Below are 13,669 nucleotides of genomic sequence, written 5' to 3' on the forward strand. Positions count from 1 at the left end.
CCGCGTTCCGCTTCGTTAAGGCCTTTTGCATGTCCGATTCCCGTTACCAGGTCGATGTCAGCGTCGTTACCCGCTATCTGACCGAACAATCGCAACCCGAGCACAGCCGCTTCGCCTTCGCCTACACCATCACCGTGCAGAACAACGGCCAGCTCCCTGCCAAGCTGTTGTCGCGGCACTGGGTGATTACCGATGGTGACGGCCATGTCGAAGAAGTACGCGGTGAAGGTGTCGTCGGTCAGCAGCCACTGATCGCCGCTGGCGAGAGCCACACGTATACCAGCGGCACGGTGATGACTTCCAAGGTCGGCACCATGCAGGGCACCTATCAAATGCTCGCCGACGACGGAAAACGTTTCGACGCGATCATCAAACCGTTTCGCCTCGCTGTGCCTGGGGCCCTGCACTGATGGCGACGTACGCTGTCGGTGACCTGCAGGGCTGCCTCGAACCGCTCAAGTGCCTGCTCAAGCAAGTCGCCTTCGACCCGGCGCTCGATCAGCTGTGGCTGGTCGGCGATCTGGTCAACCGTGGCCCGCAGTCGCTGGAAACCCTGCGTTTTCTCTATGGCATGCGCGGGTCTCTGGTGTGCGTGCTCGGCAACCACGACCTGCACCTGCTGGCCGCAGCGAAGAACATCGAGCGCTTGAAAAAAAGCGACACTTTGCGCGAGATCATCGAGGCGCCCGACGGCCCGGTGCTGATGGAATGGTTGCGCCAGCAAAAGCTGATGCATTACGACGAAATGCGCGATGTCGCCATGGTCCACGCTGGCGTCCCGCCGCAATGGTCGCTGCGCCGCGCCTTGAAGTGCGCCGCCGAAGTCGAGACCGCACTGCGCGACGATAATGTGTTCCCAGCCTACCTCGACGGCATGTATGGCAACGAGCCGACGAAATGGGACAACGACCTCAAAGGCATCGAGCGCCTGCGCGTAATCACCAATTACTTCACGCGCATGCGCTTCTGCACCGCCGAGGGCAAGCTTGACCTCAAAAGCAAGGAAGGCCTCGACAGCGCCCCGCCCGGCTACAAACCGTGGTTTCAGCACAAGGAGCGCAAGACCAAAGGCCTGCGCATCATCTTCGGTCACTGGGCAGCGCTCGAGGGCAATATTCACGAGCCGGGCATTTCGGCGCTGGACACCGGATGCGTATGGGGCGGCAGCCTGACGCTGATGAATGTCGACAGCGGCGAACGCCTGTCGTGCAAATGCGACGAGCATGGTGGGCTTGCATCCTCCGTCGCACCACTTATCCCCGAATCTTCGCCAGTCGGCGCGCCGCGTTAGACTGCACTTTCAGTTGAGCAACAGGAATACGCAATGACCGAATTCAAACGAATCCCTCCAGAACAGGCCAAGGCCCTGCGTGAGAATGGGGCTGTGGTAGTTGACGTTCGTGACCCTCAGACCTATGCCGCGAATCACATTCCCGGATCTCACCACCTGGACAACCATTCGATCGCCGACTTTATCCGCAACGCCGACCTTGATGCACCGGTGGTAGTGGTCTGCTATCACGGCAATTCCAGCCAGAGCGCTGCCGGCTACCTGATCAGCCAAGGCTTCACCGACGTCTACAGCATGGACGGCGGCTTCGAGCTGTGGCGTGCGACTTATCCGTCGGAAACCGCGCAAGAAGCTGTCGAATAATTTTTTTGTCACGCGCAGGCCCCGGCTCCCGCGGGCCTGCGCGCAGCAGACGAACGGTCTGCCACAACTAATTACGTATCTCGCCTTTACCTCTCAAATTCCCAACTATCCTTAAGCGCAGGCCATCCAAATCAGGGGAGAGCCGGTACACCGGCGCGCGGGTCATCGGGAGTAGCTTTCGCGGTTTGTCGACCGTGGGAGAATTCTGGGGGGTAAACAGCAGTTGCCATAACGACTGCTGCCAGCATCGACTGACTGATCCGGCGTCGGCTCCACGTATCGAGCGAGGTGACGTCATGAGTATCTTTAGCCACTTCCAACAACGCTTCGAATCCACACGCCAGGAAGAATTCTCCCTGCAGGAGTACCTGGAACTGTGCAAAAAGGATCGCAGCGCCTACGTTTCCGCCGCCGAACGTCTATTGATGGCGATCGGCGAGCCGGAACTGCTCGACACTTCGACCAACTCGAGGCTGTCGCGCATCTTCTCCAACAAGGTGATCCGCCGCTATCCGGCCTTTGAAGACTTCCACGGGATGGAAGAATGCATCGACCAGATCGTCTCGTATTTCCGCCACGCCGCACAGGGCCTGGAAGAGAAGAAACAGATTCTTTATCTGCTCGGGCCCGTCGGTGGCGGTAAATCGTCCCTGGCCGAGAAGCTGAAACAGCTGATGGAAAAAGTGCCCTTTTACGCAATAAAGGGCTCGCCGGTCTTCGAGTCGCCCCTGGGTCTGTTCAACGCCACCGAAGATGGCGCGATCCTCGAGGAAGACTTCGGCATTCCCCGGCGCTATCTCAATACCATCATGTCGCCTTGGGCGACCAAGCGCCTGGCCGAATTCGGCGGCGACATCAGCCAGTTCCGCGTGGTCAAGCTGTATCCGTCGATCCTGAACCAGATTGCCGTGGCCAAGACCGAGCCGGGCGACGAGAACAACCAGGACATCTCGGCGCTGGTCGGCAAGGTCGATATTCGTAAACTCGAGGAATTCCCACAGAACGACGCCGACGCCTACAGCTACTCCGGTGCGCTGTGCCGGGCCAACCAGGGCCTGATGGAGTTCGTCGAAATGTTCAAGGCACCGATCAAGGTGCTGCACCCGCTGCTGACCGCCACTCAGGAGGGCAACTACAACAGTACCGAGGGCCTCGGTGCGATACCGTTCACCGGGATCCTGCTGGCTCACTCCAACGAATCGGAGTGGCACACCTTTCGCAACAACAAGAACAACGAGGCGTTCATCGACCGGATCTACATCGTCAAGGTGCCGTACTGCCTGCGCGTCAGCGATGAAGTGAAGATCTACGACAAACTGCTCTTCAACAGCTCGCTGTCCAAAGCCCATTGCGCGCCGGACACCCTGAAGATGCTGGCGCAGTTCACCGTGCTGTCACGCCTCAAGGAGCCGGAAAACTCCAACATCTATTCGAAGATGCGCGTCTACGACGGCGAAAACCTCAAGGACACCGATCCGAAAGCCAAGTCGATTCAGGAATACCGCGACTCGGCCGGCGTCGACGAGGGCATGAACGGTCTGTCGACCCGCTTCGCCTTCAAGATTCTGTCCAAGGTCTTCAACTTTGACCCACACGAAATCGCCGCCAACCCCGTGCATCTGCTCTATGTACTGGAACAGCAGATTGAACAGGAGCAATTCCAGGCCGAGACCCGCGAACGTTATCTGCGCTATCTGAAAGAATACCTGGCGCCGCGCTACATCGAGTTCATCGGCAAGGAAATCCAGACGGCGTACCTGGAATCCTACAGCGAGTACGGTCAGAACATCTTCGACCGTTACGTACTGTACGCAGACTTCTGGATTCAGGATCAGGAATACCGCGATCCGGAAACCGGCGAAATCCTCAACCGCGTGGCCCTGAACGAAGAACTGGAAAAAATCGAAAAACCGGCCGGCATCAGCAATCCGAAGGATTTCCGCAACGAAATCGTCAACTTCGTGCTGCGTGCCCGGGCCAACAACAACGGCAAGAATCCGACCTGGCTCAGCTACGAAAAACTGCGGGTGGTCATCGAGAAGAAAATGTTCTCGAACACCGAGGACCTGCTGCCAGTCATCAGCTTCAACGCCAAGGCCAGCAAAGAGGATCAGCAGAAACACAACGATTTTGTTACACGCATGGTCGAACGTGGCTACACCGACAAACAGGTACGACTTCTGTCCGAATGGTACCTGCGGGTCCGCAAGTCGCAGTGAGGCAGCTGCAAGCTATAAGCCACAAGCTGCAAGAAACAAGCGCTCGACCCCGGATTCAGCGGGATTCGCTTCTACTTGCAGCTTGCAGCTCACAACTTGAAGCTGCCCGGAGGGCCACCTATGAGCTATGTGATCGACCGACGCCTCAATGGCAAGAACAAGAGCACGGTGAACCGCCAGCGTTTCCTGCGGCGTTATCGTGACCACATCAAGAAGGCCGTCGAAGAGGCGGTCAGCCGGCGCTCCATTACCGACATGGAACACGGTGAACAGATCAGCATCCCCGGTCGCGACATCGACGAGCCGGTGCTGCACCATGGCCGCGGCGGCAAGCAGACCGTGGTTCATCCCGGCAACAAGGAATTCACTGCCGGCGAACACATCGCGCGGCCACCGGGTGGCGGCGGCGGGCGAGGTCCGGGCAAGGCCGGCAATTCCGGCGAAGGCATGGACGAGTTCGTCTTCCAGATCACCCAGGAGGAGTTCCTCGAATTCATGTTCGAGGACCTGGAACTGCCGAATCTGGTCAAACGCAACCTCACCGGAACGGACACCTTCAAGACCGTGCGTGCCGGGATCAGCAACGAGGGCAACCCGTCTCGTATCAATATCATCCGCACCTTGCGTTCCGCCCACGCGCGCCGTATCGCCCTGTCCGGCAGCAGCCGGGCAAAACTGCGTGAAGCCAAGGAAGAACTGGCGCGCCTCAAACGCGAAGAGCCAGACAACTTCGGCGATATTCAGGAACTTGAAGCTGAAATAGAAAAACTCAGCGCGCGCATTCACCGGGTGCCGTTTCTCGACACTTTCGATCTGAAATACAACCTGTTGGTCAAGCAGCCGAATCCCAGCTCCAAAGCGGTGATGTTCTGCCTGATGGACGTTTCCGGCTCGATGACCCAGGCGACCAAAGACATCGCCAAGCGTTTTTTCATCCTGTTGTACCTGTTCCTCAAGCGCAATTACGACAAGATCGACGTGGTATTCATCCGCCACCACACCAGCGCCCGGGAAGTCGACGAAGAAGAATTCTTCTACTCGCGGGAGACCGGCGGCACCATCGTTTCCAGTGCCCTGAAGCTGATGCAGGAGATCATGGCCGAGCGCTACCCGAGCAACGAGTGGAACATCTACGCCGCACAGGCCTCCGACGGCGACAACTGGAACGACGACTCGCCGATCTGCCGCGATATCCTCATCAACCAGATCATGCCGTTTGTGCAGTACTACACTTACGTGGAGATTACCCCGCGCGAACACCAGGCGTTGTGGTACGAATACGAACGCATCGCCGAAGCCTTCTCTGACACTTTTGCCCAGCAGCAACTGGTCTCGGCCGGAGATATCTATCCGGTCTTCCGTGAACTCTTCCAGCGCAGGTTAGTGACATGACCGCCAAAGAGCAGAAGCGCCAACCCATTTCCACCGGCTCCGAATGGACGTTCGAGCTGATCCAGACCTACGACCGTGAAATTGCCCGTATCGCGGCCCGTTATGCGCTGGATACCTATCCCAACCAGATCGAAGTGATCACCGCCGAGCAAATGATGGACGCCTACGCCTCGGTGGGCATGCCGCTGGGTTATCACCACTGGTCCTACGGCAAGCACTTCCTCAGCACCGAAAAATCCTATAGTCGCGGACAGATGGGGCTGGCGTACGAAATCGTGATCAACTCCGATCCGTGCATCGCCTACCTGATGGAGGAAAACACCATCTGCATGCAGGCGCTGGTGGTGGCCCACGCCTGCTATGGCCATAACAGCTTTTTCAAGGGTAATTACCTGTTCCGCACCTGGACGGACGCCAGCTCGATCATCGACTACCTGGTGTTTGCCAAGCAGTACATCATGCAGTGCGAAGAGCGCCACGGCATTGACGCGGTGGAAGACCTGCTCGACTCCTGCCATGCCCTGATGAACTACGGTGTCGACCGTTACAAGCGGCCGTATCCGATCTCCGCCGAGGAAGAACGTCGGCGGCAAAAGGATCGCGAGGAACATCTGCAGAAGCAGATCAATGACCTGTGGCGCACCATCCCAAAGGGTGCCGACAAATACAGCGACAAAGACAACGCCCGTTTCCCGGCCGAGCCGCAGGAAAACATCCTGTACTTCATCGAAAAGCACGCTCCGCTGCTGGAGCCGTGGCAGCGCGAGATCGTGCGGATCGTGCGCAAGATCGCCCAGTATTTCTATCCACAGCGCCAGACCCAGGTGATGAACGAAGGCTGGGCAACGTTCTGGCACTACACGCTGATGAATGACCTGTATGACGAGGGCCTGGTCACTGACGGCTTCATGATGGAGTTCCTCACGTCGCACACCAGCGTGGTGTTCCAGCCGGGGTTCGACAGCCCTTACTACAGCGGCATCAACCCCTACGCGCTGGGCTTTGCCATGTACCGCGACATCCGGCGCATGTGCGAAGCGCCCACCGAGGAAGACCGCCACTGGTTCCCCGACATCGCCGGTTCCGACTGGCTGTCGACCATCAAGTTCGCCATGAGCAGCTTCAAGGATGAAAGCTTCATCCTGCAGTACCTGTCGCCCAAAGTGATTCGCGACCTGAAGCTGTTCAGCATTCTCGACGACGACCAGAAAGATGACCTGCTGGTGCCGGCAATCCATGATGAAACCGGCTACCGGATCATCCGCGAAACCCTCGCGGCGCAATACAACCTCGGCAATCGTGAGCCGAACGTGCAGATCTACAGCATCGACCGGCGCGGCGACCGCTCCTTGACCTTGCGGCACCAGCAGCACGACCGCAAGCCGTTGGGCGACTCCACTGACGAGGTACTCAAACACCTGCACCGCTTGTGGGGTTTCGACATTCACCTGGAAACCCTGCAGGGCGACCAGATCATGAAAACCCATCACGTGCCGCCGCGCAGTGAACACAGCGAGGGGGATTACGGCCGGCTCGACCTCGCCGTGATTCATCTTTGAGCAGGTTTCAGCCTCCGAAAGTCTGACGCAAGGGTTATCCTGTCGGACTGACGGAGGTTTTTTATGCAGGTTTACAAGGTTGGCGGCGCGGTACGTGACCGTCTGTTGGGATTACCGGTCACTGACGTGGACCGGGTCGTGGTCGGCGCCACCACGGAAGAAATGCTCGCCCAGGGATATCGTCCGGTCGGCGCAGACTTCCCGGTGTTTCTGCACCCGAAAACCGGAGAGGAGTACGCCCTCGCCCGCACGGAGCGCAAAAGCGGTCGCGGCTACGGTGGTTTCACTTTTTACGCCAGCCCGGAAGTCACGCTGGAAGAAGATCTGATCCGCCGCGACCTGACCATCAACGCGATGGCCGAGGACGATGAGCTCAATCTGACCGATCCGTACCATGGCCAGCGTGATCTGGAAGCTCGCATCCTGCGCCACGTTTCTCCGGCGTTCGCCGAAGATCCCTTGCGGGTGTTGCGCGTTGCCCGCTTCGCAGCGCGTTACGCCGGGCTGGGCTTTACGGTCGCCGACGAGACAATGGAACTGATGCGCCAGCTCAGCGAGTCCGGCGAACTGCAAGCGCTGACCGCCGAACGCAGTTGGAAGGAAATTTCCCGGGCACTGATGGAAAATCATCCGCAAGTGTTCGTCGAGGTGTTGCGCGACTGTGGTGCGTTAAAAGTGCTGATGCCGGAAGTCGACGCCTTGTTCGGTGTGCCGCAGCCGGAGACGCATCACCCGGAAATCGACACGGGCCTGCATACGTTGAGCGTGCTGGAGCAGTCCGCCTTGCACAAGCAGCCACTGACGGTGCGCTGGGCCTGCCTTCTGCATGACTTGGGCAAAGGCCTGACACCCGAAGAACAATGGCCGCGGCATATCGCCCATGAACACACCGGATTGAAGCTGATCAAAGCGGTCAACGAACGCTTCAAGGCGCCCAAGGATTGTCAGGAACTGGCGCTGCTGGTCGGGAAATATCACACCCACGGTCATCGGGCACTGGAATTGAAAGCCTCGACGTTGCTGGAGTTGCTGCAGAGTTTCGATGTCTATCGTCGGCCGCAGCGCTTCGAGGAATTTATCGCCGCGTGCGAGATGGACGCTCGTGGCCGTAAGGGCTTGGAGCAGCGCAGTTATCCACAGGCGGATTATTTGCGCGGAGCCGCCGTCGCAGCGCGCGGGGTTGCGGTGCAGCCGTTACTGGAAAAGGGATTCAAGGGGCCTGAGCTGGGTGAAGCGCTGAAGCGTGAACGGCTCAAGGCTTTGAAGGCTTACAAAGAAGCGGCGTCGATTTAAAAAAGCATCGCGAGCAGGCTCACTCCTACAGGGGAATGCATTCCAAATGTAGGAGTGAGCCTGCTCGCGATGGCGCCCTGGATATCACCGCGAATCCAAAGGTGTCAGTTGCACACCCCGCCATTCGAATGCAACCGGCGCCAACACCTGATCGATCTTCGCCTCGGCCCATAATGTCGCGAAGCTCTTTCCCACGCCCGGATGCACCCGATCCGGCGCGATCAGCGACAGCGGCCACAAGACAAAAGCGTTCTTCAGGATTTCCGCCCGCGGCAAAATCAATCCATCGAAGTTTCCCACCAGATCGCCGTACAGCAGCACGTCGATATCCAGCGGCAAGCCCTTGCGGTCCGGCGCGTAACGACCGTTATCCGCCTCGATGAATTTAAGCCGCCGATCCAGCTCCATCAACGGCAGGTCGGTGTACGCCGAGACCACGAAATTGAAGAACGGCCCGCTCTTGATCCCCACCGGCTGGCTTTCAAATACCGCCGAACAGCGGATATCCACCAGAAACGTAGCCAGCGCATCGAGACCGGCGCGCAAATGGGTTTCGCGCTCGATATTGCTACCGAGCCCGAGATAGACCTGAGTCAGCGACATCCGCGCTCGATCTCCACACCCACGCCGCCCTTCGCAGCCGGCACGGCACCGGGCTTGGTCAGTTTCAGGCGCACCCAGGTGATCTTGAACTCACTCATCAGCACTTCAACCAGACGCTCGGCAAACGTCTCGACCAGTTGAAACCGGGCCTGTTCGGCAAACGCCTGGATACGCATGGAGACACTGGCGTAATCGAGCGCCAGTGTCAGGTCGTCACCGGCCGCGGCCGGGCGATTGTCCCAGGCGAAGCTCAGATCAAGACGCAGGCACTGTCGGATGTCGCGCTCCCAGTCGTAGGCACCGATCACGGTGTCGACTTCCAGGCCCTCGATAAACACTCTGTCCAAGCACTTCTCTCCGCTGCACGACAAGGGCGCAATGCGCCGTTAGAATCAGGGCGTCCTCGCCCGGAATAGTTAGCATGTTTTGGTTACTGGCGACTCTCGCCTACCTGCTCGGCTCGCTGTCCTTCGCCATTTTGCTCAGCCGCCTGACCGGACATCCGGATCCGCGAATGAGTGGCTCGGGTAATGCCGGCGCCACCAACATGCTGCGCCTGGCCGGTCGCAAACTGGCGATCCTGACCCTGCTCGGTGATTTGTGCAAAGGCCTGCTGCCGGTGCTGATCGCCGCAGCCGCGGGCCTTTCGTTGCAGGATCAGGCCTGGATCGGCGTATGCGCCGTGATCGGTCACCTGTTCCCGCTGTACTTCCGCTTTCGTGGCGGCAAGGGCGTTGCCACCGCCGCCGGCATGCTGCTGGGCCTGTATCCACCCGCTGCGCTGCTGGCCGTGTGCGCCTGGCTGCTGACGTTCTACCTGACCCGGACCAGCTCGCTGGCGGCATTGATCGCCACGCCGCTGACCCTGCCATTGCTGGCCTGGCAGGAACCGGAGGCGCTGTTGCCGATGAGCGCGCTGACATTGCTGATCGTCTGGCGTCACCGCGGCAATCTACGCGACCTGTTTGCCGGGCGCGAACGGCATTTTTAAATACCGTTCACGGGCGCCGTCTTTTACAAGGCCGACAATTGCTCCATCGGCCAGCGCGCCTGCACGCTGATCGCCAGGCTTTCCTGCTGACCGGCCTGCAGACGCTGGCAACCGGCGAAGGCAATCATCGCGCCGTTGTCGGTGCAGAACTCGGGACGCGCGTAGAACACATCGCCTTTCAGATCGCCCAGCATTTTCTCCAGCGACACACGCAGCGCCTTATTGGCGCTGACGCCGCCAGCAATCACCAGGCGCTTCATGCCCGCTTGTTTCAGGGCGCGCTTGCACTTGATGGTCAAAGTCTCCACCACGGCCTGCTGGAACGCCAGCGCGATGTCGCAACGGGCTTGTTCGCCGTCGTCCCCGGCGCTGACACATTGCTGCCAGGTATTGAGGGCAAAGGTTTTCAAGCCGCTGAAGCTGAAATCCAGACCAGGACGGTCGCACATCGGCCGCGGAAAGGTGAAACGTCCAGCGACGCCCTTCTCGGCCAGTTTGGCGATTTCCGGCCCGCCCGGATAATTGAGGCCCATCATCTTCGCGGTTTTGTCGAAGGCTTCGCCGGCCGCGTCGTCAAGGGTTTCGCCGAGCAGGCTGTATTGACCGATGCCATCGACCTGAACGAGCTGCGTATGACCACCCGAAACCAACAAAGCGACGAACGGGAATTCGGGCGGTTTCGGCTCAAGCATCGGCGCCAGCAAGTGGCCTTCCATGTGGTGCACACCGAGCGCCGGGATCCCCCAGGCAAACGCCAGTGCCTGCGCGCAGGACGCACCGACCAGCAGCGCGCCGACCAGGCCGGGACCGGCGGTATAGGCGATCGCATCGATCTCGGTCGGCACGCAGTCGGCCTCGGCCAACACCTGACGGATCAAGGGCAGCATGCGTTTGACGTGGTCACGCGAGGCCAGCTCCGGCACCACACCGCCATAGACGCGGTGGAGGTCGATCTGGCTGAACAGCGCGTCGGCCAGCAGGCCGCGTTCACTGTCATATAATGCGACGCCGGTTTCGTCGCAGGAGGTTTCTAATCCCAGTACTAGCATGGGTTTGCGCCTTGTTTAGGCTGAATTCGAAGGCGCGCATAATAGTCGCCACGTGATGCCCCGACCAGCGGTTTTCGATCAGAGGCTTTGCATTCCGAGCGATGAGGGGTTAACATCCGCAACCCTTAAAAACCGACGTCTTCAAGTGCTCTTTTGCCGCGAGGATGTTGACCCCGGTAATGAATGAAGGTAGCTCTGGATGCCAGCCGTCAAAGTAAAAGAGAACGAACCCTTCGACGTAGCTCTGCGTCGTTTCAAGCGCTCCTGCGAAAAAGCCGGTGTACTGGCTGAAGTTCGTAGCCGCGAATTTTACGAGAAGCCAACTTCTGAGCGTAAGCGCAAGGCAGCAGCTGCTGTTAAGCGCCACGCCAAGAAAGTTCAGCGCGAACAGCGCCGCGCCGTTCGTCTGTACTAATACACAGACGTTCGTAGCAAGCTTCTTGCCTAAGCCCGGCCCTCAGCCGGGCTAATGGCATTTGCGTAAAACGCTTGATGCTTCACCGTCGAAGCCGCCGATGCGACCGAGACAAATCTGCTTCACCGCGTCAGGCCTGGCTCTTTTGCCAGCGGTGCACGTCTTTTCTGACGAGCCTTTCAAGGCTACTGACGAGCACACCCACTGATTCCTCTTACGACGATCAGCCCAAGGCACCTGCATGCGTGCCCGTTTTATTGAGCTATCCGAGGCCTGCAACCGGCCGTCAGCGGATTCAGCGCAACACTTTCAAATAGTCGAAGACTGATAGGTACTAACGTCAGTGGATTTTCGGCAGATACACTTCCCGACAGCGATCACGCAGACGACACCGGTCGAGCCGCACTTTTTGTGCGTTTCCAACAATCGCCCGCGTCCTACAGCCTGTCGCAACGGACTTATTGCAGCGCAGACGACGAGAACGCCATGGCCGGGCTGATTCCCCAGAGCTTCATTGACGACCTGCTGAACCGCACCGACATCGTCGACGTGGTCAGCTCGCGCGTGCAATTGAAGAAGGCCGGCAAGAACTACACCGCCTGTTGCCCGTTCCATAAAGAGAAAACCCCGTCCTTCAGCGTCAGCCCGGACAAGCAGTTCTACTACTGCTTCGGCTGCGGCGCTGGCGGCAACGCCCTCGGCTTTCTCATGGATCACGACAACCTGGACTTCCCCCAGGCTGTCGAAGACCTGGCGAAAGCCGCCGGTATGGAAATCCCCCGCGAAGAAAGCGGCCGCGAGCGTAAGCCACGCCAGCCGACCGACTCGCCACTGTATCCGCTGCTTACCGCCGCCGCCGACTTTTACCGGCAGGCACTCAAGAGCCATCCGTCGCGCAAGGCCGCGGTGGATTACCTCAAGGGTCGCGGCCTGACCGGCGAGATCGCCCGGGATTTCGGCCTGGGTTTTGCGCCACCGGGCTGGGACAACCTGCTCAAGCATCTGAGCAGCGATACACTGCAGCAGAAGGCGATGATCGAGGCCGGCCTGCTGATCGAGAACGCCGAAACCGGCAAGCGCTACGACCGCTTCCGTGATCGAGTAATGTTCCCGATCCGCGACACCCGGGGGCGCATCATCGCTTTCGGTGGCCGCGTACTGGGCGACGACAAGCCCAAGTACCTGAACTCACCGGAAACTCCGGTATTCCATAAAGGCCAGGAACTCTATGGCCTTTATGAAGCGCGCAAGAACAACCGCAACCTCGACGAAATCATTGTCGTCGAGGGCTATATGGACGTCATCGCCCTCGCCCAGCAAGGCTTGAAGAATGCCGTCGCCACGCTGGGCACCGCGACCAGCGAAGAACATTTGAAGCGCCTGTTTCGCGTCGTGCCCAACGTATTGTTCTGCTTCGACGGCGACCAGGCCGGCCGCAATGCCGCGTGGCGTGCGCTGGAAGCGACACTACCGTGCCTTCAGGACGGGCGCCGCGCGCGATTCCTGTTCCTGCCCGAGGGCGAAGACCCGGACACGCTGGTTCGTGCCGAAGGCACCGATGCCTTCAAGGCGCGCATCAATCAACATGCGCAACCGCTGGCCGATTATTTTTTCCAGCAACTGACCGAAGAAGCCGATCCGCGTTCGCTCGAAGGCAAGGCCCACATGGCCACCCTCGCGGCGCCGCTGATCGACAAGGTTCCAGGGGCGAACCTGCGTATCCTGATGCGCCAGCGCCTGACCGAAATCACCGGCCTGAGCAGCGAGACCGTCAGTCAGCTTGCCCAGAGTGCGCCGCAGGAAGCACCGCCCGCCTACGATCCGGGCATCGATTACGATGCCATGCCGGATTATGGCGACTACCATCAGCCGCAGGCACAGGACATGTATGTGCCGCAGCAGGAATGGACACCGAAGAAACCCGGCGCCGGCGGCAAGAAGTGGGACAAAAAACCCTGGGACAAGAATGGCAAGCGTGGCGGCGATCGCGATCAGCAACGCCCGCGCACGCCGATCGGCGTCGAATCGCCGACCCTGACAGCCCTGAGAACATTGCTTCATCACCCGCAGCTGGCCGGGCGCGTCGAAGACGCCGGGCACATTGCCGATGAAAATCAGACCAACGCCCAGTTGCTTGTGGCGCTGCTGGAAGCCGTACAGAAGAATCCCCAGCTAAACTCATTTCAGTTGATCGCACGATGGCACGGCACCGAACAGGGTCGCTTGCTCAAGGCACTGGCAGAAAAGGAGTGGCTGATTGACGGAGATAACCTTGAACAACAGTTTTTCGACACCATTACTAGCTTGTCAGCCCGCCAACGCGAGCGAAATCTGGAACAGTTGCTCAGGAAAGCGCGACAAAGCGAACTGAGCCTGGAAGAGAAAAATCAACTGCGCGACCTTTTAAGTCGCAATGTTTCCGCATCAAACCCGACCTCAACTGGCGCGTGAGGTCATAGCTCAGGTATAATCCTCGGCTTGTTTTTTGCCCGCC

General features: G+C 59.3%; 13 protein-coding genes. 10 read left to right on the top strand and 3 right to left on the bottom strand.

What is annotated here, in order from left to right:
- Positions 1–29: 29 nt before the first annotated feature.
- From apaG to HU765_RS13215, 7 genes are all read left to right on the top strand, one after another.
- On the top strand, positions 30–410 hold the full coding sequence (apaG, locus tag HU765_RS13185) for a Co2+/Mg2+ efflux protein ApaG (protein WP_186550917.1): 381 nt from the start codon (positions 30–32) through the stop codon (positions 408–410).
- On the top strand, positions 410–1,291 hold the full coding sequence (locus tag HU765_RS13190) for a symmetrical bis(5'-nucleosyl)-tetraphosphatase (protein WP_186621006.1): 882 nt from the start codon (positions 410–412) through the stop codon (positions 1,289–1,291). Before apaG ends, HU765_RS13190 begins: the two co-directional genes overlap by 1 nt.
- Positions 1,292–1,324: 33 nt before the next feature.
- Entirely contained in the window at positions 1,325–1,654 is a 330-nt protein-coding gene (gene glpE / locus HU765_RS13195) for a thiosulfate sulfurtransferase GlpE (protein ID WP_186621007.1), read from the top strand.
- Between the two features lie 296 nt (positions 1,655–1,950).
- On the top strand, positions 1,951–3,873 hold the full coding sequence (locus tag HU765_RS13200; RefSeq protein WP_186621008.1) for a PrkA family serine protein kinase: 1,923 nt from the start codon (positions 1,951–1,953) through the stop codon (positions 3,871–3,873).
- A 120-nt stretch (positions 3,874–3,993) separates the two neighbouring features.
- A complete protein-coding gene (locus HU765_RS13205) occupies positions 3,994–5,265 on the top strand; it encodes a YeaH/YhbH family protein (RefSeq protein WP_039757709.1) in 1,272 nt (423 codons plus the stop codon).
- Positions 5,262–6,824, top strand: coding sequence for a SpoVR family protein (locus tag HU765_RS13210; protein ID WP_186621009.1), 1,563 nt, complete (start codon positions 5,262–5,264; stop codon positions 6,822–6,824). The genes HU765_RS13205 and HU765_RS13210 overlap by 4 nt, the downstream gene beginning before the upstream one ends.
- Before the next feature lie 63 nt (positions 6,825–6,887).
- The gene (locus HU765_RS13215) at positions 6,888–8,117 is read left to right on the top strand and encodes a multifunctional CCA addition/repair protein (protein WP_186621011.1); all 1,230 of its coding nucleotides are present in this window, start codon (positions 6,888–6,890) and stop codon (positions 8,115–8,117) included.
- A gap of 84 nt (positions 8,118–8,201) precedes the next feature.
- Here HU765_RS13215 and folK read toward each other — a convergent pair whose 3' ends face one another.
- Together folK and folB are read right to left on the bottom strand one after the other, a co-directional pair.
- Positions 8,202–8,720: a 2-amino-4-hydroxy-6-hydroxymethyldihydropteridine diphosphokinase gene (gene folK, locus HU765_RS13220; protein ID WP_186550906.1), complete on the bottom strand. Its 519-nt coding sequence runs from the start codon at positions 8,718–8,720 to the stop codon at positions 8,202–8,204.
- Positions 8,711–9,067 carry a dihydroneopterin aldolase gene (folB, locus tag HU765_RS13225; RefSeq protein WP_186550904.1) on the bottom strand — a complete coding sequence of 119 codons (357 nt, stop codon included), beginning with the start codon at positions 9,065–9,067 and terminating at the stop codon, positions 8,711–8,713. Before folB ends, folK begins: the two co-directional genes overlap by 10 nt.
- A 74-nt stretch (positions 9,068–9,141) precedes the next feature.
- Here folB and plsY point away from each other — a divergent pair, with 74 nt between their 5' ends.
- Positions 9,142–9,711, top strand: coding sequence for a glycerol-3-phosphate 1-O-acyltransferase PlsY (gene plsY, locus HU765_RS13230; RefSeq protein WP_186550902.1), 570 nt, complete (start codon positions 9,142–9,144; stop codon positions 9,709–9,711).
- A 23-nt stretch (positions 9,712–9,734) separates the two neighbouring features.
- Here the strand turns inward: plsY and tsaD are convergent, their stop codons facing one another.
- Positions 9,735–10,760 (bottom strand): tRNA (adenosine(37)-N6)-threonylcarbamoyltransferase complex transferase subunit TsaD, encoded by a 1,026-nt coding sequence (gene tsaD, locus HU765_RS13235; RefSeq protein ID WP_186550900.1) that lies wholly within the window; start codon positions 10,758–10,760, stop codon positions 9,735–9,737.
- 199 nt (positions 10,761–10,959) lie between these two features.
- Between tsaD and rpsU the strand changes: the two genes are divergently transcribed.
- Both rpsU and dnaG read left to right on the top strand, forming a co-directional pair.
- Positions 10,960–11,175, top strand: a complete 216-nt coding sequence (gene rpsU / locus HU765_RS13240) for a 30S ribosomal protein S21 (protein WP_002551877.1) — start codon at positions 10,960–10,962, stop codon at positions 11,173–11,175.
- 486 nt (positions 11,176–11,661) lie between these two features.
- A complete protein-coding gene (gene dnaG / locus HU765_RS13245) occupies positions 11,662–13,626 on the top strand; it encodes a DNA primase (protein WP_186621070.1) in 1,965 nt (654 codons plus the stop codon).
- Positions 13,627–13,669: the final 43 nt, after the last annotated feature.

The organism is Pseudomonas sp. SWRI81, assembly GCF_014268545.1.
GTDB classification, from domain to species: Bacteria; Pseudomonadota; Gammaproteobacteria; order Pseudomonadales; family Pseudomonadaceae; genus Aquipseudomonas; species Aquipseudomonas hamedanensis.